Annotated in this window: 16 protein-coding genes and 1 pseudogene; 7 read left to right on the top strand and 10 right to left on the bottom strand. The window is 40.7% G+C overall.

Translation table 11 applies throughout. The annotated features are described in order from the left end of the window. Positions 1 to 37: 37 nt before the first annotated feature. Positions 38 to 1,372, top strand: a complete 1,335-nt coding sequence (gene hslU / locus ACNKW3_RS17210) for an HslU--HslV peptidase ATPase subunit (RefSeq protein ID WP_427400564.1) — start codon at positions 38 to 40, stop codon at positions 1,370 to 1,372. A 59-nt stretch (positions 1,373 to 1,431) separates the two neighbouring features. Here the strand turns inward: hslU and ACNKW3_RS17205 are convergent, their stop codons facing one another. Continuing rightward, on the bottom strand, positions 1,432 to 2,373 hold the full coding sequence (locus ACNKW3_RS17205; protein ID WP_427400563.1) for an ATP-grasp domain-containing protein: 942 nt from the start codon (positions 2,371 to 2,373) through the stop codon (positions 1,432 to 1,434). 398 nt (positions 2,374 to 2,771) lie between these two features. On the opposite strand from ACNKW3_RS17205, the gene ACNKW3_RS17200 reads away from it, so the two are divergent. The 3 genes and pseudogenes from ACNKW3_RS17200 to ACNKW3_RS17190 all read left to right on the top strand — a co-directional run bounded on the left by ACNKW3_RS17200 (position 2,772) and on the right by ACNKW3_RS17190 (position 9,618). Continuing rightward, a complete protein-coding gene (locus ACNKW3_RS17200) occupies positions 2,772 to 4,601 on the top strand; it encodes an autotransporter assembly complex protein TamA (RefSeq protein ID WP_427400562.1) in 1,830 nt (609 codons plus the stop codon). A gap of 4 nt (positions 4,602 to 4,605) precedes the next feature. Next, the gene (locus ACNKW3_RS17195; protein WP_427400561.1) at positions 4,606 to 8,466 is read left to right on the top strand and encodes a translocation/assembly module TamB domain-containing protein; all 3,861 of its coding nucleotides are present in this window, start codon (positions 4,606 to 4,608) and stop codon (positions 8,464 to 8,466) included. Positions 8,467 to 8,616: 150 nt separating this feature from the next. Continuing rightward, positions 8,617 to 9,618: pseudogene (locus ACNKW3_RS17190) on the top strand (LacI family DNA-binding transcriptional regulator). 44 nt (positions 9,619 to 9,662) lie between these two features. Here the strand turns inward: ACNKW3_RS17190 and ACNKW3_RS17185 are convergent. The 5 genes from ACNKW3_RS17185 to ACNKW3_RS17165 all read right to left on the bottom strand — a co-directional run bounded on the left by ACNKW3_RS17185 (position 9,663) and on the right by ACNKW3_RS17165 (position 16,336). Further along, positions 9,663 to 10,226, bottom strand: coding sequence for a sugar O-acetyltransferase (locus tag ACNKW3_RS17185; protein WP_427400560.1), 564 nt, complete (start codon positions 10,224 to 10,226; stop codon positions 9,663 to 9,665). 146 nt (positions 10,227 to 10,372) lie between these two features. After that, entirely contained in the window at positions 10,373 to 10,819 is a 447-nt protein-coding gene (locus tag ACNKW3_RS17180) for a PA2169 family four-helix-bundle protein (protein ID WP_427400559.1), read from the bottom strand. Positions 10,820 to 11,001: 182 nt separating this feature from the next. Continuing rightward, complete coding sequence (locus ACNKW3_RS17175) at positions 11,002 to 12,375, bottom strand: Na+/H+ antiporter NhaC family protein (protein ID WP_427400558.1); 1,374 nt, start codon at positions 12,373 to 12,375, stop codon at positions 11,002 to 11,004. Between the two features lie 15 nt (positions 12,376 to 12,390). Beyond that, complete coding sequence (gene pbp4b / locus ACNKW3_RS17170; RefSeq protein WP_427400557.1) at positions 12,391 to 14,835, bottom strand: penicillin binding protein PBP4B; 2,445 nt, start codon at positions 14,833 to 14,835, stop codon at positions 12,391 to 12,393. A gap of 199 nt (positions 14,836 to 15,034) precedes the next feature. Continuing rightward, entirely contained in the window at positions 15,035 to 16,336 is a 1,302-nt protein-coding gene (locus ACNKW3_RS17165) for a M14 family zinc carboxypeptidase (RefSeq protein WP_427400556.1), read from the bottom strand. 129 nt (positions 16,337 to 16,465) lie between these two features. On the opposite strand from ACNKW3_RS17165, the gene ACNKW3_RS17160 reads away from it, so the two are divergent. The 3 genes from ACNKW3_RS17160 to dps all read left to right on the top strand — a co-directional run bounded on the left by ACNKW3_RS17160 (position 16,466) and on the right by dps (position 18,365). Next, on the top strand, positions 16,466 to 17,314 hold the full coding sequence (locus ACNKW3_RS17160) for a MurR/RpiR family transcriptional regulator (RefSeq protein WP_427400555.1): 849 nt from the start codon (positions 16,466 to 16,468) through the stop codon (positions 17,312 to 17,314). A 24-nt stretch (positions 17,315 to 17,338) separates the two neighbouring features. Then, positions 17,339 to 17,662, top strand: a complete 324-nt coding sequence (locus tag ACNKW3_RS17155; RefSeq protein ID WP_427400554.1) for a hypothetical protein — start codon at positions 17,339 to 17,341, stop codon at positions 17,660 to 17,662. 190 nt (positions 17,663 to 17,852) lie between these two features. Beyond that, the gene (gene dps, locus ACNKW3_RS17150; protein WP_427400553.1) at positions 17,853 to 18,365 is read left to right on the top strand and encodes a DNA starvation/stationary phase protection protein Dps; all 513 of its coding nucleotides are present in this window, start codon (positions 17,853 to 17,855) and stop codon (positions 18,363 to 18,365) included. 86 nt (positions 18,366 to 18,451) lie between these two features. Here dps and ACNKW3_RS17145 read toward each other — a convergent pair whose 3' ends face one another. From ACNKW3_RS17145 to alr, 4 genes are read right to left on the bottom strand one after another with little or no spacing between them, the layout of a single operon-like run. Continuing rightward, on the bottom strand, positions 18,452 to 19,624 hold the full coding sequence (locus tag ACNKW3_RS17145) for an exo-beta-N-acetylmuramidase NamZ family protein (RefSeq protein ID WP_427400552.1): 1,173 nt from the start codon (positions 19,622 to 19,624) through the stop codon (positions 18,452 to 18,454). Between the two features lies 1 nt (position 19,625). Then, the gene (gene murQ, locus ACNKW3_RS17140; protein WP_427400551.1) at positions 19,626 to 20,540 is read right to left on the bottom strand and encodes an N-acetylmuramic acid 6-phosphate etherase; all 915 of its coding nucleotides are present in this window, start codon (positions 20,538 to 20,540) and stop codon (positions 19,626 to 19,628) included. Continuing rightward, the gene (locus tag ACNKW3_RS17135) at positions 20,533 to 22,107 is read right to left on the bottom strand and encodes a sodium:solute symporter (RefSeq protein WP_427400550.1); all 1,575 of its coding nucleotides are present in this window, start codon (positions 22,105 to 22,107) and stop codon (positions 20,533 to 20,535) included. The genes murQ and ACNKW3_RS17135 overlap by 8 nt, the downstream gene beginning before the upstream one ends. Next, a complete protein-coding gene (gene alr / locus ACNKW3_RS17130; RefSeq protein ID WP_427400549.1) occupies positions 22,100 to 23,188 on the bottom strand; it encodes an alanine racemase in 1,089 nt (362 codons plus the stop codon). Before alr ends, ACNKW3_RS17135 begins: the two co-directional genes overlap by 8 nt. Between the last annotated feature and the right edge of the window lie 14 nt (positions 23,189 to 23,202).

The following is a 23,202-nucleotide window of genomic DNA, read 5'->3' as shown; positions in this document are numbered from 1 at the left end:
CGTCCAATAACCAAAAAGAAATTCAGAGGTTTACCCTATGTCTGAAATGACACCGAGAGAAATAGTGCATGCGTTAGATAACCATATTATCGGTCAAGCTGACGCCAAAAGAGCAGTCTCTATCGCCTTGAGAAATCGCTGGCGAAGAATGCAATTAGAACCTGAGTTACGTCAGGAAGTTACCCCTAAAAATATTTTAATGATTGGTCCAACTGGCGTTGGTAAAACTGAAATTGCTCGTCGTTTGGCGAAATTAGCCAATGCCCCCTTTATCAAAGTCGAAGCTACCAAGTTCACTGAAGTGGGGTATGTAGGTAAAGAGGTCGAATCCATTGTTCGTGACCTTGCAGATATAGCGGTTAAAATGACTAAAGAAACTGCTGCAAAAAAGGTCAAATACCGAGCTGAAGAAGCCGCTGAAGAAAGGGTGTTGGATATACTTGTACCACCTGCAAAAGACTATTTTGGTGAAAAAGAAACTACCGAAGAGCGAGAAAAAGGAGCAAGACAATCTTTTCGTAAAAAATTACGTGAAGGTAAACTTGATGATACCGAAATCGAAATAGATATCGCTTTACCCCAAGTCGGTGTTGAAATAATGGCTCCTCCTGGTATGGAAGAGATGACAAATCAGCTTCAAGGTATGTTCCAAAATCTATCCGGCGACAAGAAGAAAAAGAAAAAGCTTAAAATTAAAGAAGCTTTTAAACTTCTTGTTGAAGAAGAATCAGCCAAGCTGATTAACCAAGAAGATTTAAAAGAACAAGCTATTGAGTCGTTAGAGCAAAACGGCATCGTTTTCATTGATGAAATTGACAAAATCTGTAAACGAGAAGGTACTGGCGGGGCTGATGTGAGTCGCGAAGGGGTGCAAAGAGATTTATTACCCTTAGTTGAGGGTTCTACCGTCTCGACTAAACACGGTATGGTAAAAACCGATCACATTTTGTTTATAGCCTCAGGTGCTTTCCAAATGGCAAAACCATCGGATCTTATACCAGAATTACAGGGCCGTTTACCCATAAGAGTCGAGCTTTCGGCGCTTAATGTGGATGATTTTGTTAAAATTCTAACAGAGCCAAATGCCTCACTTACTGAACAGTATAAAGCGCTCATGCAGACTGAGGGCGTAAATATTCATTTTGCTGAAAGCGGTATTAGAAGAATCGCTCAAGCAGCATGGCAAGTGAACGAGAAGACTGAAAATATTGGTGCTCGTCGTTTGCATACAGTGATGGAGCGACTCATGGAAGATATCAGTTTCGAAGCTTCAGATAAAAGTGGTGAGTCTTTTGAAATTGATGAAGCATATGTGAATGCCCACTTAGAAGCCTTAGTGGATAACGAAGATCTTAGTCGCTTTATTCTATAATTTGATACAACTAACTAGCGCTACTGTTACTTCAGTAGCGCTTTTTTATGCAAAACGAATTATGTGCTAGATAAGAGTAAGCTGAGCTTCTCACTTATAGGGATATTGGTTAATTTTTCATTTTCCACGAATCTAGGGATAGGATCTGCGGCGATAAACACAAAGTTTCCTTTAGGAGTTAATCGCCAATCAATAGCTGTCCACCGCATGTGAAAGGCTCGCATTAGTCTTTGAGCCAATTGTTTGATACTGCTAGGCAGATTTATCGGTTCTACATCAATAACATGATTCTTTGTTTTTCCAACAGACTGAAAGGTTTCGGTTTGCTTATGAATAATAAAACTAAAATCTTCATCGCCAATCACATAGGTACGAATATCTTTCCCTAATACAAAGGATTGCAAGGTCACCGGTTGAGTACACCATTTTTGTATTGCTTCTAATTGTTTGTATTCTTTTGATAAGGTAAAGGTTGTTGCACCGCCCAACACAGGTTTCACGACAACATTTTGTTGAGATTCGATGAAGCTATGGGCTGTGCTCGGATTGCTTGTAATCAGAGTGGGTGGAATGTTAGCACCTAGGCTTTGTGCGAGCGTCAGCTGTCTAGGCTTAGCGCGGTAGAATTGCAGCGCATGCCAACCATTAAACCAAGCAATTCTATATTCACTGAGTAGAATTTGAATCAAGCTAGCATATTCTCTTTGAATGTGATCAATATAGGCGCTTTCGTCGTTACAATAAGTTATTAAATTAGGGGTTGCACAGAGGCCAAATTTGATAGGTGTTACCTGCTGCCAATAAACCGCATCGAAGTCGCAAAGTTTTTCAACTTGATCTAGAAAAAGCGCGTTTGATGTGACATCAAAATGAAGCAAGTTTAATTGCGCAGCATCGGAAGTATTTAAGACAAATACATGATGCTCAAGGTCGCGACAAATTTTCATGATTGATTGAACTTCTGGACTTTGTAAGTCACCTAATATAAGTAGTTTTTTCATATTCGATGCTCAGGGTAAATTACCCTTTTCGTTGTTGAGTGATAGAGAAAATACCTTAGTCGTCTGTTTAATCTGAGGTTCGCAATAAGCTATCAAGTTTGTTGTAGACGACATAAATTATGCGGATTAAGCTAAATGAAAGCGTCTATTCCAGCGGAACTCGTCTGGTATAGACAAGCTCTGACTGATACCATTAGTAGGTTTAGGATTGATTTAATATTTTCCATAATATTGTCCTCACTTTGAGTGAATATAATCTGCTAACAAACAGGCAGAAAAGGTCAAGGCAATAGACGTGGCAAAAGGGTAGGTTGCACATCCTTGTGTCTTAAATACTGCGTCCTTGCAGTGATGAGAATATTAGGACAGATATTGGCGAGAAGTAACTGATCGCTAGGATGGTTTTACAGATTTTTTGGAGGTTTTGTCTGCAGTACAGGAACCCTATTTACTTTATCGCCTGCATCATATTCATCTTCGCATTTAAGGTAAATGCAGAGCAGAATTTTGAAATTGAAGGTGTTTCTTCAGGTGATATTGAGTCTAATATTCGCGCCTATCTGAATGATCTTTCAGATCCTTTTGCTAGCATGAACTATGAGCGATATGCCAAAGAAATAAAACAAGAAGTGAGCACAGCACTGGACGCTTATGCTTATTACGATGCTGAAATCGAAGTAACTCTCGTCGATGAGCAAGAAAATGACGATGCCAGCTCAACCTTTACGTGGAAAATAGCTGTCTCCTTAGGAAATCAAACTAAGGTTGCGAATGTGGTCTTGGTTAATGACCTAGAACAGGTGGCAGCCGATGCCATGCCACAAGATTTGCTTAACATAGTGAATAAACTCAAAGGCTTTAAAGGTCAGGTGTTAAACCATGAAGAATATGAGTCTGTTAAAGCAAAATTACGTTCTTATGCGCTGCTTTATGGTTTTTTTGATTTTTCTTTTCCGCTACATAAATTAATTATTGAACCCCAAAAAGAAAGCGGCACCTCTGAAGCGATAATTCATTGGATCTTTAATTTTGGGCAACGTTATAAGTTTGGTGCTTTGCAATATTTGCAAAGCACGACAGGTAAAGATTTAGTAGAAGAAGTAAAAACATTTAAAAAGGGTCAGTATTTTGATCAGTCAAAAATTAGCCAGTTTTCTATCGATATGCAAAGCACAAGGTACTTTGATAGAGCTATTGCTCGAGCAAACGCTGAAAAGGCTAAAGATGGCGTGGTTCCTATCGAAGTAATATTGTCGCCAAAAGCAAAAAATAAATACAATTTTGGCTTGGGTGTATCAACAGATACAGGACCTCGTTTTACCTTTGAATGGCAGCGACCTTGGGTAAACTTGGATGGACATGCCTTCACCACAAACCTGTTCGTATCAAGACCTCAGCAATCAATTGAGTTTGGTTATCGTATGCCTAAAGGTAATCCATTAAATGATTTTGTGAATATCCAACTTGGATACAAAAAAGTCAGCGAAAACCAGACTGAAAGTGACAATGTGAGTTTGGCTATTCAGCGACAATTTGGCGCAGAGGAAGAAGGTGGCTGGGACTACATAACTTTCTTACGCTATAGCCAAGAAAGATTTAGTCAAGGTTTAGAAGATGAGCGCATTACGACTGCGTTATTGATGCCAGGGTTTACCGTAAATCGGTTACGTAAAAGAGGGGATATATTTGTTGATTGGGGCGACCGTCAACAGATAACAATATCCGGCGCATCAAAAGAGATCTTATCCGATATTGATTTTGCCAAATTGCTAATCCGCACTAAGTGGATTCGAAGTATTGGTGAGCATAGATTTATTTTTAGAGCAGATGCTGGCGCGATCGCCACTAACAGTTTTGAAGAAGTCCCCTCAACGGAAAGGTTTTTTGCTGGGGGAGATCAAAGTGTGCGAGGATTTGGACTTAACGAGTTAGCCGATTACCGACGGGTAATTGAAGACTCAGAAGAGCAAATCGAATTAATTGGTGGTCGTTATTTAGCGGTTGCAAGTGCCGAATATGCATACAAGGTCGCAGATAATTGGCGAGCAGCTGTTTTTGCAGATGTGGGCAATGCCACTGAAAAATTTGCTAGCGATCTTGCTTATGGTGTTGGCATTGGTGCACATTATCTGTCTCCCATTGGCACGGTAAGAGTTTACATCGCTCGCGGTGATAGTCAGTTGGAAAAAACGTGGCGGTTACATTTAGATATAGGGCCAGGGGTATAGTTTGATGCTAGGCAAAATAACTAAATGGCTTGCGATAGTTTTTCTTGGTTTGTTAGCACTTATTGCAGGATTGATTTTGTTACTTCCAACACAATGGGGAGTAAAAGCGGGATTAAGTATAGCCTCAACAATGATTGACCTTGAATATCAGGGGATACAAGGCAGCTTATATTCAAATTTACAGTTTGAGGAATTAAATATACAAACCCCGACTATAGATATTCGAGCAAAAGATGTGAATCTTGACCTTAAGCTGACGTGTTTATTTGACTTAAATTTATGTGTAAATGATTTGCACTTAGGCTCACTTGCAGTTGATCAAACTGGCACCCAAGAAAGCTCGTCGGAGGCTTCAGAAAATGGCTATATTGAACTGCCTTTAGCTGTCTCTTTAGATAAGTTTTCAATTGACAGCTTTGTTTTTTTAAACGCTAACCAGCCCATGGTTTCGTTGGATGCTCTAGCTATTAAGCAAGCTTCCATGCAAGGACCAGACGTTCAAGTACAGCGAATCCAGTTGCAACAACTGAATGTTTTTAGTTCTCCAACGACACAAGCAAGTCAGCAATCTTCACAATCGCCACAGAGTTTCTGGTTAGATACTCTGGTAGCTCAGCTGGAGCAAGCACCACAAATTCAAATTCCAGACGTGTTTATACCGGTAAACGCTGAGATTTCAGAATTGTCATTGTCCAAGTTTAATCAGGTGGCAAATGATAACCAATCCACAATGGTCATCAGTGAACTTAACAGCCAGCTAAGACTTCAAAATCAAAAGTTGGATTCAAACGGAGAGTTACAGCTTCATCAAGGGCTTGCTGATAGTCAAATAAGCTATGCTGTTAACCTGGCTTTGGATAAGGCTTTTAGCCATGAACTCAACCTAGATGTCAGTAAGCAAAACAATAGATTAACTCTGACAAGTGAAGGCGATTTAAAAGAAGTTGCTGTCAACATCAGCGATAAAAATGCGCAGATACTTCAGACAAAAGTACAAACCGATTTTGAAAAAGATAATTTACCCTTAGACATTCAGATGAACTTATCTAACACTGCTTCGTTGTTAGAGTTTTTAGATATTCCCTTAGATGCCAATATTCGACAAGGTCAAATTGCAATTAAGGGTAATTGGCGTGATGGCTATAACAATAGTATCGATATTGAATTAGAGCATCCTGAGATAGCTCAGCAACAAAATAGTTCTAACATCCAAGGTGAGATTGGGATTTACCCGCAGCAAGTCGAAGTGGATGCAAATAATTTGATTATAACGGGTGCTTTAGGGGAGCTTAATCTCACCGGAAAAACACAATACCAACAAAAACAATTAACCAATAAATATAACGTAGATATTGATGGATTGGCCCTTAATTTGTTACATCAACAATTACCGGCAAATCTAAATGGCAACCTAGAATTCGCAACTGCCATCAATGAGCAAGGTATGACGTTGGATCTCACTTGTGATGATGTAAACGGGATTTATCTAGAAAAGCCACTACAAGCAAACTGCGAACTTAAACTCCTGCAAAGTGGGCAAGTTCAAATCAAAGGATTACAGCTATCTCTTGGAGATAATCAGCTAAATTTAACAGGTACTACTAAATTACCTTCATCCAAACTTTGGCAAGCGACCATTGAATGGGCGCAAGCGGTAGAATCAAATCTTGAAATAGACTTGCAGGCACAACAGTTAGCTGTATTGCATCAAGAACTCGCTGGTAGTTTACGTTTGGAAGGCGTAATTGAAGGTAATTTATATCGGCCGAGATTTAATATTCAAACATCAGGACAAAAATTAAGTTTCGCTGGAGATGAAGTCGAAAATATTGATATAACTGCCGCAATCGACAGTGGTGAAAATTGGCTTAGCGATATTCAGATCCAAGTTGCCTCCGCAGAAATTCAGGGGCAAACTTTAGAGAATGCCGAGATCTCTTTTTCAGGAGATCTTGAACAACACAATTTGTCTATTACAGCCAAGCATCCTCAAGTAGAAACCTTGCAGCGCTTAACAGGACGAATTGTGTCACTCGACGATTTGCATTGGCAAGGGCAATTAGAAGAAAGTGAATTTGAGCACGACGCTATCAGATTAACCCTTAAATCTGCAGCCAACATAGATGCGAACGTAAAACAGAATTCTTACACCGTTTCTTCCGCTTGTTGGGATGGCGAGGATGAAAATACAGAATTTTGTATTGATCAAGCAAACTATCAAAATCAAAAAGCTAAAGTAAGTGCTCGCTTTGATTACAACCTAGGCAAATTGATGAATTACTTTTTGCCGGAGTTGGTAATGGACACAAGTGATGTGTTGTTATCGAGCAAATTAGAAGGTACCTATGACAGCCAAAAAGGGGCTGATTTTCTAGTGACTAATCTCCTACAAGGTAGATTAGATACACCAGAGCATAGATTAGAACTGACAGCTATTGTTGCCAATATGCATCTGTTAAAAGAAGAGTTAATCACTAATGTTTTTGCTGGTACAACAGCGACTGGCGCTGTAGGTTTGCAATCTAGGCTGCAGTTAACACCAGATGCTAGAACCCATCAAGGTCAACTCAGTATTCGAGGTGTAGACCTTTCGTTACTTAAACGTTTTATTCCAGTAGTGAATTCTTTGCAAGGCATGGTAAATGGTTCGGTCGGATTCTCTGGAGAAATCGCAAAACCTGAACTATCAGGTGAGTTGATAGTGGAGCAAGGGGAACTTATTCTTGATGCCTACACTTATCCATTGACTAACTTTAACCAAACAATCGAATTTAAAGGTCAATCTGCAGATGTTGTGGGGCGATTTCTGTTAGGAAAAGGAGAGGCAAATTATTCTGTTAATGTAGATTTCGGTGAAGAATTTGCAGCTAGAGGTGAAATTACCGGGAGTAAAGTACAATTAGCTTACAAGCAACATCAAGCAGATATCAGTCCAGATATAGTGTTTGATGTTGATACCAAAAAAGCCATGGTTAAAGGCGAGATCGTTATTGAAAAAACCGATATCAAAATAGATCAATTGCCAGAATCTGCACGCTCGCCTTCGTCCGATGTTATTGTGATAGGCGAAGTGACGCCCGAGCCAGTAATACCCTTTGGGCTTGATATTGCGATGAATATTAAAGTTGACCCGCAAGAAAAAGGGAACGTTAATATCGATGCATTGGATTTGAAAGCTTCGCTCAGTGGAGATTTAGAATTAACTGTCATTCAGAAGCAAAGGGAAAATAGTGAGGGTTATCAACCGATGAAAACCTATTTGAATGGCTATTTAAATATTTTAGATGGAAGTTATGATGCTTGGGGACAAAATTTAGTTATCCAAGAAGGCAGTATTCATTTTAACGGTGAACCAAGCTTGCCTCAATTTGATGTAAGTGCAATCAGAAATCCATTAAATACAACTGGGGATGTTGTCGCTGGTGTTCGTGTTACGGGGAATCCAATCATACCCAAAGTCGAATTATTTTCAGATCCACCCATGAGCCAAGCACGACAAATATCCTATCTTTTGCAGGGACAAGATCTGGATGGTGAAGCGGGAGATATCAATACTAATCTCATTAATGTGTTAGTGGGTTTTGGTGTTGGCCGCAGTGAAAACCGTATTAGCCAATTTGGCCGCGCACTCGGTTTCGACTCTTTAAATATCCAAACTGCTGGCCAAGGGGATGGCACTCAGCTTCAATTGACAGGGCGTATTTCGGAAAAATTGCAAATTACCTATGGGGTTGGTGTTTTCGATGCGGCAAGTGTGGTGATATTAAAGTATCAGCTATTACCACAACTCTATGTCGAAGCAACGAGTGGCGTAAACAACGCACTGGATATTTTTTATGAAATAAGTCGTGGCAAAATGGATTAACCAAGACAATTATCTTTACAGCTAAAAACCAGATGAGAACCATAAGTGACCACTAAAATTGTATTATTGCGCAAAAGTGAATACGGATACCATTTCAACATAGCATACCGTCAAGGTAAAAGATAAAGTAGGTGCAAAGGAAAATCATAAATGGTAACTATTAAACAGGTAAGTGAACTGGCTGGAGTGTCTTCCGCGACCGTCTCTAGAGTTATCAACAATACCGGCACAGTAAAAGAGAAAAACCGAGTGCTGGTGCATAAAGCCATGGAAAAGCTTGGCTATCGTCACAATGTTATTGCAGCTTCTCTTGCATCCAATAAAACCAATACAGTTGGCTATGTGGTACCTGAACTCCATGGTTCGTTCTATGGCGAAATGATGGCGGGTTCAGAAGAAGTATTAAGGTCAGCCAACAAGAATATGTTTGTGGTGACGGGGCACAGTGACGAAGAAGCAGAAATTAAAGAAATTGAAGCGCTATTGAGCCGTCGTTGCGATGCCTTAATATTGCACGTCGAAGCAGTAACTGATGAATATCTAATTTAACTGGTGAAACAAGAAATTCCGTTAATAGTAGTAAACCGATTTGTGCCTGAAATTGGGGAAAACTGCACTAGCTTAGACAATCAACACGGTGGCTATCTCGCCACCCGTCATCTAATTGAACAAGGACATAAAGATATTGCCTACATATCGGGATCTTTGCACAAAGCTGACAGTAAGGCACGTTTGGCCGGTCATAAAAGGGCACTAAATGAATACGATTTGCCGTTTGATCCTGAACTTACTTTTGAAGGCAATTTCTCAGCCCAATCTGGCGAACAAAGTATTCGTTTATTGTTACAAAAAGGGCTTAATTTTACTGCCGTTAGTTGTGGTAATGATGAAATGGCAGCAGGCGCAATAAATGCCTTAGAAGTCGCAGGTAAACAGGTGCCAAAAGATATATCTGTTGTTGGGTTCGATAATATTAACTATGCAAATTATCTAACGCCAAAACTCACAACAGTTGAATATCCAATGCACAAAATAGGTACCATGGCTGCCCATTGGATCTTAGAACATGCCTATGGCTCAGGTCCAAAAGAAATTGAACATCTACTTTCCCCCAAACTCATTGTGAGAGACAGTACCCGAGAGTTATCCTAGTTGAAATACATATTTCTCGGGTAACTTGTAAAGCTTGAATTACTTTAAATTTTAGCCTCAATTTGGCGTATTGGACGGCATGGCTGACCCAGAGCTAACATGCCTGGAGGCACATCTTTAGTGACCACACTGCCAGCGCCTATGACACAGCCGTCGCCTATGGTAACGCCCGGTAGAATGGTAGTGTCGCCGCCAATCCAAACATGATTTCCAATTACAATGGGTTCGGCAAACCCTATATGTTTGTCCCTTTCTTCGGCATCTAATGGATGATGTGCTGTATATAAACCTACGTTAGGTCCAATAAACACATGATTACCAATGGTTACGGTCGCTGGATTAACGACAGTTAGATTAAAATTAATAAAAACATGGCTACCGATGAATAAATTTTTGCCATAATCAAATCGGACAGGTTTTTCGATGTGGATATCATCGCCACATTTTCCTAAAATTTGTTTCATCATGTCTTGCTTTCGACTAACTTCGCGAGCGCCCAAAGCATTAAATTCATCAACTAGATCACGGGTTTGATAGCGAATCTCGACTAACTCTGGATCATTTATCCAATATTTATCGCCATTTAACATGGCATCAAAGGCACGCATTATAACTCCTGCATGAAATTAACGAATTATTTTATCAATACTATTAAAATTGGCTGAACATTCATACCTGAAGCTTAGATTTATTAAACCACAAGCTAAAAAACAAAAAGAGGGCGAATGCCCTCTTGTTATCACTTTCGAAAAAATTAAGCAGTCGCTTGTTGCAATGCCTTCATCTCATCGTGCAGTTGCTGCGCCGCAGCTCTTATTCTTCGTAACACTTCCATGCATTCAGTGGGCTGGGTTTTACCCAGTGCGTCATCAAGCACTTCCAATACTTTGTCTTCAACCTCTTCTAGCTGTTTGACATAAGTGTGCTCTTCCTCAGAGCTGAATGTGCCAATCAACTTGGTATAATGTTTTCGTAAATCGACCATCCAATGTGAATCATCCTCTGGCTCCCCTTGTTCATTAATGGCGAAGGGTTGAAGATCTTCGATGGCCTTTTTTTTCTCTCTGATCATTCTTTGAAAGGCGCTTTGAACGTAGTCGGTGTCGACTTCCTTTTGCGCTTCTTGATAAAAATCTATACCACCTTGCATGACTTTAATGATTTCAGCAATATTCTGTGCTTGGGGACGTTGAGTATTCATAATGTCTCCTTTGTTGATCAGTGAATTTAGATACTCACTGACTCAGTTGCAAGACATATTCCTACCTTGAGCTTCCTTTAACTTATTGAAATTAATGATAATAGTTGATTATGGGTGAATCTTAACCGCAAGCACCTTGTGAAATTTACAAAGGTGCTTGTAAGAATTATTGAGTCTAAATATTAGAGTAAAAATACGCCCATTAGGGTGTAACCAAGAATGGTAGCTAAACCTACACCCAATGCATAAGGCAGTTGCGTCTTCACGTGTGTTAACAGATCACAGCCAGCCGCTAATGAAGAGATTGCCGTGGTATCTGAGATGGGAGAGCAATGATCACCGAAAATACCGCCGCCTAAGATGGCTGCAAGGACAATTTCTGGCGGTAACTCCAAGGTTTGTACCAAGGGCATTCCGATCGGAATGAGTATTGCGAAGGTTCCCCATGAGGTACCTGTGGTAAACGAAATAATACCGCCAGCAATAAACAAGGCTGGCAATATGAGAAAAGCGGCTAGATGTTCACCCACGATTCCCGCAACAAAAAGACCAGTGCCCAGTTGTTTTAAACTAGCACCTAGGGTGATAGATAATAAAACTATGGTGACTAGCGGCAGTAATTCACTCATGCCGTTAAAACCGATTTTTGTGGCACTTTGCACGCTTTCTTTGCCGCTGATTAGCAACATTATATAACCAACGAAACAAGCTAAGAAAGTCGCATAAAGTACTGATTTACTGCCACTTCCTGAGGTGAAATCTCCATTGCCTGTCCACCACATGAAAAATAGGGTACCAAAAATCATCACGGCTAATGGGATCGTCATGTAACGAGATTTAGTTGCTTTGGTAATGGCAATTTCAGTGTCGATCTTTTCTAGTTCTTGTTCCGCTTTTTTTAATGGGCCGTGGACTTTATCAGCAAAAATTGTATAGCCAACAACGGCTATTGTAAGGATGGCATAGAGATTATAAGGCACAGATGACCACAACATTTTAAGCGCATTTTGTTCTAACTCATAGGCTGATAACAGCCCTAAAATATAGGCTCCCCAACCATTAACTAAAATAAGAATACAAACTGGCGCCGAAGTTGAGTCGATGACATAAGCCAAGCGAGCGCGACTCATCTTAAACTTGTCATATAATCCCCTGGCCATAATACCAGCAGCGAGTACGCTTAAATTAGATTCGATAAAAACCGCAATGCCAGTAAACATGGTTATAGCGCCAGTGCGTTTTTTGCTTGATGCCATACCAGAATTTACCAAACGATTTACTAAGGCCGTAACCCCACCTGAATCTCGGATAAAGGCTAAAAACGCGCCTACTAATAAACTAAATATCAAGATGCGTGCATTACCCGCGCTAGATGCGGTTGATACAATGCGTTCTATAGTATTGATTGGCGTCAACAAAAAAGATGCTTCGGATGTATTCAAAATAAGTAAGAATTCGGCACTTAATACTGCCACTAACAACGCCATAATTACGTCTTTTTTCCAAAGCACCATTGATATGGCAATAAGAGGTGGGAGAATGCTTAGCCAATCCACTATCGGTTATCCTTTTTAATTTTTCTTATTATTTTTGTGATGAAGTATGGCCTCATACACTAATGTCATTACACTACCATATTTACCGGTGGCAAAACTATCACCTGTGAAGCCAAAAGCAGTGTCTGTTCCTTCAATAGGTGAATGTTTTTTATTAGTCAGCAGAATAACTGCTAAGTCTAAATCTGGATCGATTACCGTGGCTATACCCGTCCACCCCGTGTGTCCAAAGGCATTTGCACTTGCATAGGGGCCAAAGTGCCAAGCATTTTGTTTTACATTGGCCAGTCGCCAACCTAATCCAAATTTATCGTCAGCATGATGTGGGTGAACAAAACGATTTAGCGTGCTATGGTCAAACAAGTGAGTGCTTCCGTATCCTCCACCATTTAATAATGCTTGCGCCAATACTGCCATTTCTTTTGCATTTGAAAACAGCCCTGCATGTCCAGCGACCCCTTGCATGGCGTAAAATGCTTTTTCGTCATGGACTTCGCCTTGTAACGTATATTCTCTTATATTGTCAAAGGTAATGCGTCCACCTCTAGTATTACCGGCGTATTCTGTTGCGGCAAATTCATTTGCAAAGTGCCCTTTAAGCAAAGGTGTGAACTTAGTTGACGTCAAACCAAGTGGGGTATACAAAAAGTTTTCTACATAAGCATCTAAAGCGACGCCCGTGACTCGTTCTACTAACAAGCCCAAAATCATAAAGTTGGTATCGCTGTATGTCTGTTTAACGTAATTGCCAATGTTTAACGGCACTGATTGCATTAACAGATTCGCCGTATACTGACGGTTTTGCGAGAAAAACGCTTTGCCATATCTATTGTCCTCTCGGTGGAACTGTACTTCACTGGCATAGCCTGAGGCATGAGATAATAGGCTTGCTACCGTACGAGAGTCCCTGCCACCACCTGAGTATTCTGGCAAATAATGAGAAATAGGAGCCTGTAATGAGATTTTACCTTGATCCACTAAATGCATGATGGCCAAAGTAGTGGCAAAGGTTTTGGTGTTCGAGGCGAGGTCGAACATAGTGTCCTTTTGCATAGGTTGAGGATTTGCTAGTGGCATACCATTTTCATCATAGCGTTTCTGATAACCATAAGCGGAATGCTTGATAATCTTGCCGTCTTTAAGTACAAGTAGTACAGCCCCTGGGAAACCATTATCAATGTCTTCCTGAATTAAGGCATCTACCTCAGAAAAATCATAAGGCACGGATTCGGCAAGGCTAATTTCTGGGTAATCAATTTGTATATTGAGCTCGGTATCTTCTGGTGCAATATTGCGTACTTCTAGGGTATTTAATCCCGTATGTGTGCGCTTTCCAAGATTGTAAGATTGCATTTGTGAGCTAAACGGCAGGGTTAGATTTAACTTTTCTCCGTTAATATAAATATCAGCAGTCGTATCTTGGGTTGCTTGAATTCGCATTTCCCCTTTGCCTTTATAGGCGAAAAAGTCTGCTTTATTATCCATCAGTGGACGGGTTTTTGAATACTGGAGTGGGAAGAGTAAATCTAGTTGCCCTGCCTGAATTTCAATTGGCGTTGGTGGACTGACAACTTCCTCTTCGTATCTTTCCATCAAAGACGTTAGTTTATTAGGGAAGTACTTTTCGATAAGTGAGAATATGGCGGCAGCTGTACTTTCATCTGCTTTGCCAGTGACTTGCCAAGGTAAAAAGTGCATTTGAAAAGCTGAAATGGTATCTATAGTTTGACTGTCCAAGACACCCGTTTCGGTAATGCCGTATCCATAATCTGATAAGGCTTTTTGCAGTAATCCGAGATTAACCGGATGTTTTGAAAACATTTGCCAATATTTTGCTAGAGTATCTTTTTCATACCATGCGCCAACACCTTCTTGATATAAACGGTACCAAGGAAACCTTGGGCCTGGATCATTTTTACGAGAGGGTGCAATATCTGAATGGCCAATTACAGCCGTGGGTTCAATGTCTGGATGGCGCGATAGAATATCTTTGCTGAGCTGGATCACTAACTCTATTTGTTCCGGGTCATAGTCTGGAAAAACACAAAGCTGCCCTTTTTCAAATTGCGCATAATGAGGAACGTCTTCCTGATTGATGCAACTAGGTACATTGACTATTTCAATGCCGATCGAGGTATCATTCAGCCCTGTTCGCCCTTGCCAATAACTGACGCCAGCGTGCCAAGCCCGTTCGTTTTCATCAACCAGTTGAAAAACTTCTAATTTGCTATAGGGATAACTAGGATCATTTTTTTCAGGCACTAGGTAATGTGAACTCACATGTCCTTTATCTACCAAATATTTCACAGAAGTAGCGTAATCAATGGCCGTAAAGTGCAGCACTAAAGACTTAACCCTAAAACTGTAGTTTTCGGAAGGCAGTTGCTCGTAACGAGAACTTGAGCAACTTTGCAACAATAAAAGAATAGATGTAAAACACAAAAACCGGGTAAATTTCACTCGTTATTTCCTAGACTAAAGCGAACTTCAATCAACTTATAAAATGTTCAAATTGAGAAAGTTATCCATGTAAAAAGATAACAAACAGCATCATTATCAAGACTAAGATGTCTTATAGTTCAAACTAACACAATCTATGGTTAAGTAAATAATAAAAAATTCTTAATTAGCTTAATGTTAAATAATAAAATATTCCTAATTACAAATGTACTAATCTGCCGTTGATAACAGCAGCGACTATTTTCCCGGCTTTGCGCATTAAAAAATAAGCTGGCTGACCTAAAATCAAAGCTCTAGGCAACGCGGGTATCGGTTGGTTGCACAGAATTTGGTAATCAGATTGGTTATCGATTAAACCTGGTTCACCCTGAAATTGAATAACCCCTTGTCGCAACCAATCAAGATAGCTCTCATTGGTGATGCGAGTGTAGTTATTTATTTCGTGCACCATGCCGGGTTCATAACTCAAATCACTGGCATCAAAATAGGCTAAACCGGCTTGTACACCTAAATCACCCACAGCATCGATATAGAATTCATTAGACCAACGAGATGTTTGTTTAATGCTGATAGATGCTTGATAAGAGTTTTCACAAATGAAGTGTAACTTATCGATGATCACACTTGATATGGTCTCGGAGACGTTTTCTGGAATGTTAAAATAGTCGGAAATTTCAGCATCCAGCGATTCAGCTGTTTCGATTGCAGGAAATACCTTTAATGCCTCTATTATGGCCTTTACATTCATTTCGCGAGCGATTTGTCTGTTCGGATCGCCACTGGCCGCGCCGGATTCAATAAGGATGGTGCTCACATCCAAGCTTGCAATGTAATCGCCAAAGGAGCGTGGCGAATAGGTGTCATCGTAGCGGGCAACAGAATTAGGTATACAGGGTTGCAGCGCCTGATTCATATGATGGATCAATGCCATAGCTCTCGCTCTAGCGGCGGAAATCGTTTTTTCGTGATCAAACGCGGGGGCTAAAAACGCAATTGTTGAGGGATTCCCTGAGGTGCCCACCTGATAGTATGGACTTTGATCGTGTAAATTAAATCCAATGGCAGGTTTAAGCTTTTTTACTAACTTTTTGAGCAAACGTCCTTCAGGGGTTTGCAACTTAATGCTGTCTCTATTGATATCAATGGCTTGAGCATTTTGTCTTGTTCTTCTTTGGGCGCCATCTGGATTTAACATAGGTAATATGTGTAACCGATAGCGTTCTTGCCAGTCAGGTAATACATTATCGTTTAGAAGTTGGTCAATAAGATCAAATATTGCAGCAGTTGCAGTGGCTTCATCGCCGTGCATTTGGGTCCACAAAAACACATTGGTCGGTCCCTGTCCCATTGATAAAAGATAAATAGGTTTACCGCTAAAGGAATTTCCTACAGCTTCTACTTCAACTGCTGAATGCGAAGATAAGGTTTTAATTAGGGGTTGGATATCCTGAAAAACCAAGTGTGGTTTATTCAACGCTTTCAGTAAAAATTTTAAATCCATTCAGTTAAGCCTAGTACACTAGCAGAAAGACAGACTAGTTTATTCTTGATAGTTATTCTAATATCAGTATAAATAAAGGAATAATCTATTCAAGTCCAGTGCGTCGTAAATAAAAATATAGGAGCCAGAATGGCCGCTTTTTCTAAAATTCGAGCAGTAATGCCTAAGTTATCCAACAACGAACAACGATTAGCCAACTTTATCGTAGAAACGCCAACCGCACTGCGCGACCTGTCTTCTCAAAAACTCGCAGAAATTGTAGGAATTAGCCAAAGTAGTGTGGTCAAGTTTGCCCAGAAGCTCAATTACAAAGGATATCCAGCGCTAAAACTAGCCATACTAGAAGATGCGAAAAATGTGGTTCATGATGAGCATAGATTGCACGGTAACATTGCCATAGAAGATGATTACCATACCATGGCGGATAAGTTACTACGCAGCAAAATCAATGTATTAAAACAAACTCGGACCTTGAACGAAGAAAATCAAATTGAAAAAGCGGTTGGTTACATTGATAACGCTAAGCGTGTGTTGGTCACAGGCTTAGGTGGTTCAGCACTGGTGGGTAAAGATTTTGTGTTCAAGTTACACAAGCTTGGGGTTACCGCACTTTCGGAAATTGATGGGCATGCTCAGTTAGCACTTGCTTCCACTTTAAACCAAGATGACGTGGTGTTTGCTATTAGTGAATCTGGCGCAACTACGGAAGTGGTGAACGTAGTGAAAGAGGCAAAAAAGGGCGGTAGCAAAATAATTTCAGTCACAAAGTTCGGGGATAATCCTATTTCGTCTCTGGCTAACGTTCGGTTATTTTCGGTGGCCGAAGAAGCGGCAACAAGAATTTCTTCTATATTGGCAAGAACCGCTCAAGAGTTTGTCATTGATGTGCTTTTTATTGCATTGATGCAACGCTATTCAGATCGCCGCGTGCTGCTTGAAAAAACCCGTGATGCAGTGTCTACATTGAGAGCTAAATAGCTTTCCATGGAATACATTTAACTTATGAGGTTCGCTATTCAAGACGCGAAGAATCGTTATTTGGGGTTTATCGTTTTCGCAGGGAATGAGCAACAAGGGGAATGCGTTTTTCGTCCTTTACCAAAAGAAGTTGTTCGTCCTAAAAGTGAAAATTTGGAATTGCTTTATCGCCTCCAAGATATAAGAGAATTTAGTTATGTAAAACATGCTGATTCATATTATATTTTCCATGAAAGTAGCAAATTTACTATAAAGCTGACATCCAAAACGCTTTTAATCGATGGCTTAGCATTAAAAGTAACATTAGTATCCCCAGAAGATTGGGAAGCCGCATTTCAGGTAAAATAACCAAGCATAATTTACACAGGTGTGAAGATTTTTCCTATTAAATCCAGACCACTTACTCTCACTATTGAATTCAGTCTCCATCAAGCCCAAGCCCAGTAAGGGCTTGATTTTTTTACTTGAATCGGCATGTCAATTGCAATTACTCCATTACAAAGACACTTTATTTCATTCGTTAAACAAAGGAGAAATCATGAGTTCTAATAAAGTAGCTGAATTCACCGCTCCAGGTGTTAAATCAAAATCCGCACAGAATGCGATTGCGGTTTTAGAAGACAGAATGGTCGCATTAATTGATCTTCAATTAACTTTAAAACACGTTCATTGGAACGTAGTGGGGCCAAACTTCATCGGCGTCCACGAAATGCTAGACCCTCAGGTCGAAGCTGTGCGTGAAATGACCGACACATTAGCAGAGCGCATCGCAACTTTAGGGGGAGTCCCCGTGGGCACGCCACAGTCTATTGTAGATAGACGTAGCTGGAAAGATTACGAACTTGGTAAAGCTTTAGTGAAAGATCATTTAGCGGCGTTAGACAAGGTGTATAACGGTGTAAATGCCGACCATAGAGCAGCAATAGATTCGCTAGCCGAACTTGATCCAGTATCTGAAGATATTATTACCGGTCAGCTAGCAGATCTGGAGCAGTTTCAATGGTTCGTGCGAGCCCACATTGAATCCGCTTCAGGGGAGCTTAGCCACTAATGTGGTAATTTTAAATACTCTCTAAATCGATATTCGATTATGTAGAAAGCCCAGCACCCGCTGGGCTTTATTATGTCTAAAACGCTTTAGTCTTCTGCATACAATAAATAGGGGGCTCGCTTTTGTTTGTAATCTTTAAGGTCAGACTGCCAAGTTGATTTTATCTCTTCAAAGGAGAGTCCTTGTTCGATTTGAAGGCGCAATTTGTCAGTACCTGCTAACTTGTCCATAAAGCTGGTGGAGGTATAAAATTCTTGAACCGAAAATTTGTGAAAGGTCTCAATGAACAAAGACAAATCTAAGCCTTTGATCGAAGAATGGGTTAAATCCATTGCAGCTAATTGTTTTCCCTTTAGTTTAGGATTAGGTGCAGATGATGGCATAGATTTAGGTGTTATTTGCCAGTTTCCCAATTTTTTCTGATCATGTCCTATGAGCTGAAATGGAAAATCCGTTCCTCTTCCAATACTGACAACTGTGGGCTCAAAAAAGCATAATGACGGATAAAGTTGGATCGCTTGTGCATTAGGCAAATTGGGCGAGGGCGCTATTGGTAAATCATAGGGCATTTGCTTGTTGTAGTGCTCTACTTTCACCCAATGTAGTTGCAGCGCTTCAGCTTGATTTATCCAGTTCTCTCCCTTGATCATCCTAGCCAATTCAGCGACTGTCAAACCATGTAAAACTGGTATTGGATGCATTCCCACAAACGACTGAAATTCAGGTTCTAACACTGGTCCATCGACGAACATGCCGTTAGGGTTTGGGCGGTCTAGCACCAAAAATTCAACATTATTTTCAGCCGCAGCCTCCATCATGTAGTGCATGGAACTAATGTAAGTATAAAATCGAGTGCCAACATCCTGAATATCAAACACTATGATGTCGAGATCTGATAAGAGTTCAGGCGAGGGCTTCTTCGAATCTCCGTAAATTGAAATGATGGGTAAACCACTTTTTACATCACGTCCATCTTCAACGGTTTCACCCGCACCTAGGTTACCGCGAATACCATGTTCGGGAGCAAAAAGGTAAACCAAGTTTATGCCTTCTTTTTGCAAAAAATCTACAAGATGAGTCTCACCGTTATAAGAGGTTTGATTGACCAACAGACCGACGCGTTTGCCTTGTAACAATGGCAGGTATTTTGTTGGTTGCGCAGCTCCTACTTTAATTGATGCCGTTTCAATGGCAGTTGCATTGCCCACCATAAAAAGCGAAACAATATTGAAAATGAATATGCTCAGAAGTATTTTCATATTAACGACAAATTGCCTTGCGTAAATTACCTGAATTCACATCCAACAAATCTTTAGCCTGCTCGACATCTTGCCCGGTAAGTATCATCAAAATAGCCAGTTTTGCACTCTTGTTGGCCTTTTCTAGGGCCTCTTCTGCTTGTTGCTGACTGCACTCAGTAGCTTGCATAACAATACGAATAGCGCGTGCAACCAACTTTTCATTAGTGGCATTAACATCTACCATTAAATTCTCATACACTTTACCAATACGGACCATACTAGCTGTACTAATAGTGTTCATGATAAGTTTTTGCGCAGTACCAGATTTCATTCTAGTTGAGCCAGTTAAACACTCAGGCCCTACTGTGGCACAAATACCAATTTGGGCTGTTTTCAATAATGGCGCTTCAGGATTACATACAATGCAAGCGGTCTCACAACCCAGTTCATTCGCATAGTCAAGAGCGCCCATAACGTACGGCGTTCGACCTGATGCTGAACTACCAATCACCACATCATCAGAACTGAGATTTTCGGCAATTAAATCTTGTTTACCTCCAGTGTAATTATCTTCAGCACCTTCAACTGCATGAATTAGGGCTTTTTCACCGCCTGCAATCACGCCAACCACTACATTGTCTGTAACGCTGAAAGTTGGGCGACATTCAACTGCATCCAAAACGCCCAAGCGGCCGCTGGTGCCTGCGCCTATATAAATTAGACGAGCACCTTTGTTAAAGGCGGCTACTACTGCGTCTATAGTTTTAGCCATCTCGCCGATACAAGCTGCCACGGCATCTGCGACTACCCTGTCTTCATCATTTATAATTTTCGCTAATTCCAAACTAGACAAGGTATCGAGATTCATTGTGCGTGGATTTCGACCCTCTGAAACTAATTTTTCCAATTGTTGTAATAGCGCGGCATTATCCATCCATTCTCTCCTGTTGCCAGTTGGCATTTGTTGATTTAGCCGACATACAAATACTTAAACTCACTAATGTTCCGATAATAAGTTGCCATGAAAATCCGAGATCAAACTGCAGTGATTCTGGATACAGACTCATAATATAAGGTTGCATACTTAAAGGGGTTAAAAATCCGAAAATAAGCGCTAATAGAATACTTCTAGAAGAGCCTCTGTTGGTAAAGAGTGCGGTAAAATAGATTCCCAGCAAGCCGCTATAGGAAAATACCATTACACTTAATGCAAAATTTAGTAACGGCATATCAGTGTATTGCTGCCAGTAATAGCAAAGCGCTGCCATAGCACTTAATGCTAACGCCACTATTCCCATAGCAACTCGTCCGGCTGCGACCAGATGTTGTTCGCTTAAGGGTTGACCTTTCTTTATCCAATCTTTATAAATGTCTTGCACTGCCACCGACGCCATCGAGTTTAAGCCCGAGTTTAGCGTAGATAGGGCTGCCGCAATTATGCCAATAGTAACAACAGCTTTTATCCCGTTAGGCAAATCCGTCAATACATAATACATAAAGATAGTCACTGTTTGGCCTTGGAACTCGGGGATAGGGGAGCCTGAGGCTGTCATCATCAATTCTGGTCGTTGGTAATATATGTACAGCAACAAGCCAATACACATGAAAATTAATACAACCGGAATTCCCATAATAATTGAGGTGACCAAAGCCTTGGTCGCGCTATTCGCATCTTTACAAGTCAGCATTCGTTGAGAAACGTCTTGGTCCAAACCAAAGGCCGCTATGTTAAGTAGGACAAAGCCAGTCAGCACTGACCATATTGAAAATACGCCGGCACTGCTGAAATCTAAAGAAAAATCAAAGAAGGTGAGTTTTGATTGTTCCCCTGGTGCAGGGTTTTGTAATGCCTGCATAATACTTGAAAAATCAGCAGGGATACTGGTAAGCAAATAGATAAGAACCATGGTAGCAGCGCCAACATACAATACACACTGAACTACGTCTGAATAAATAACACTACGGATTCCGCCGTAAACTGTGTAGGCAAAACCAACAGCGGCGATGATCAGAATGGATATCATCACGCTACCCGGTGCAATATCCCCAAACAGAATCATTGCAATGGCGATAGCAGCCATAAATAATCGAGCGCCACTGGCAAACAAACGACCAAATAAATATACCAAACCAGCCTGATACATGGCGTTTTCGCCAAAGCGTTTACCGAGTAATTCATACACCGTAAAAACTCGATATTGGTAAAATTTTGGTAACAGAAATTTGGCCACAAAAATCGCCGCCACCACCCCGGCTAGATTTGAGGAAAGGTAAGTTAAGTTGCCTCTATAACCTTGGTCAGGTCCGCCTAGAAATGTCGCTGCAGATTGTGACGTTGCCAACACAGAAACAGCAACGGCCCATAAAGACATCTTGTTACCACCCAAAAAGTAGTCTTGGCTGTCATTGGCACTCTTATTTAAATATACACCCGTGCCGAGCAAAATTAGTGCATACGCGGCGAAAATTGACCAATCTAAAAGTGAAAACTGATCAATCATTGTTTTCTCCTAGATACAAGCGAGGAACGCGATTAGAAACTCTTGTCATTAATTCATATCCAATAGTATTGATAGATGCTGCTAATTCGTTGATACAGACGTTTGCTCCCCATAATTCCACCATGTCGCCCAGATTTACATTTTCTACATGAGTGACATCAAAAGTAAGCATGTCCATCGAGACTCTGCCGGCTAAATAGATATCTTGTCCATTTAGGCTAGCTTTGGTACCTGAGGGGAAATGACGAGGATATCCATCTGCATAACCAATAGAAACCGTCGCAATTTTACTGTTTTGCTTTGCCTGCCAACTACCTGCATATCCCACGGTATCTCCGGCAGGCACTTCTCTGATGGAAATTATTGGCGCATAAAGATGCATCACAGGGGCTAAGTCATAAGGTACACTTGCATCAAATGGACTTGAGCCATAAAGGCTGATACCCAATCTATTGAAATTTGCCCGCGCCATAGGGAATGCAATAGTGCCAGCTGAATTTGCAATTGACGTAGCGTATTTTTGCTTATCAACATGAGATAAAAAGCGATGAATTTGCTCTGATGCAGGTCCTTGATCCACTTCATCGGCACGGGCGAGATGAGTAGCAATTACCGCAGATGTATTAAATACCTGAGGGTAGTCTTGTTCTAAAGTTTCGAACTTTTCTATCGGGAAACCTAACCTGTGCATGCCAGTATCAAACTTTATCCACTGATGACCTTGCAGGCAATATTCACTATCAGCGGAAATAAACCATTGTAGTTGCTCCTCTTGATGCAACATCCAATGTAAGTTATGGGTTCTTGTATATTCCAAATCTTCAGCAGAATGTGGCCCTTGAAGAATCAAAATGGGTAAGGACACGTTTGCTTTACGCAAGGCTAAGGCTTCTTCAAAAAATGCCACGGCTAGCATATCTGCGCGAGATGACAGTTTTTTAGCCACCTGAATAGCACCATTTCCATAACTATTGGCCTTAACCACGGCAACGTGCTGACTTTCAGGCGCCAGTCGACTTACCTTCTCGAAATTAGATGCAATGGCATTAAGGTCAATTAACGCGTGTGTTTTTCTAGTCAAGCTCTTTCCTTTAG

The organism is Glaciecola sp. 1036 (assembly GCF_050306235.1).
In the GTDB taxonomy this organism is placed as follows: domain Bacteria; phylum Pseudomonadota; class Gammaproteobacteria; order Enterobacterales; family Alteromonadaceae; genus Glaciecola.
This window is presented reverse-complemented; position numbering and strand designations above follow the sequence as displayed.

Bases quoted from the DNA above. Each gene is read 5' to 3' on its own strand.
- hslU (WP_427400564.1), top strand. From the start codon at position 38: ATGTCTGAAATGACACCGAGAGAAATAGTGCATGCGTTAGATAACCAT.
- ACNKW3_RS17205 (WP_427400563.1), bottom strand. From the start codon at position 2,373: ATGAAAAAACTACTTATATTAGGTGACTTACAAAGTCCAGAAGTTCAA.
- ACNKW3_RS17200 (WP_427400562.1), top strand. From the start codon at position 2,772: ATGGTTTTACAGATTTTTTGGAGGTTTTGTCTGCAGTACAGGAACCCT.
- ACNKW3_RS17195 (WP_427400561.1), top strand. From the start codon at position 4,606: ATGCTAGGCAAAATAACTAAATGGCTTGCGATAGTTTTTCTTGGTTTG.
- ACNKW3_RS17185 (WP_427400560.1), bottom strand. From the start codon at position 10,226: ATGCGTGCCTTTGATGCCATGTTAAATGGCGATAAATATTGGATAAAT.
- ACNKW3_RS17180 (WP_427400559.1), bottom strand. From the start codon at position 10,819: ATGAATACTCAACGTCCCCAAGCACAGAATATTGCTGAAATCATTAAA.
- ACNKW3_RS17165 (WP_427400556.1), bottom strand. From the start codon at position 16,336: ATGGATTTAAAATTTTTACTGAAAGCGTTGAATAAACCACACTTGGTT.
- ACNKW3_RS17160 (WP_427400555.1), top strand. From the start codon at position 16,466: ATGGCCGCTTTTTCTAAAATTCGAGCAGTAATGCCTAAGTTATCCAAC.
- ACNKW3_RS17155 (WP_427400554.1), top strand. From the start codon at position 17,339: ATGAGGTTCGCTATTCAAGACGCGAAGAATCGTTATTTGGGGTTTATC.
- dps (WP_427400553.1), top strand. From the start codon at position 17,853: ATGAGTTCTAATAAAGTAGCTGAATTCACCGCTCCAGGTGTTAAATCA.
- ACNKW3_RS17145 (WP_427400552.1), bottom strand. From the start codon at position 19,624: ATGAAAATACTTCTGAGCATATTCATTTTCAATATTGTTTCGCTTTTT.
- murQ (WP_427400551.1), bottom strand. From the start codon at position 20,540: ATGGATAATGCCGCGCTATTACAACAATTGGAAAAATTAGTTTCAGAG.
- ACNKW3_RS17135 (WP_427400550.1), bottom strand. From the start codon at position 22,107: ATGATTGATCAGTTTTCACTTTTAGATTGGTCAATTTTCGCCGCGTAT.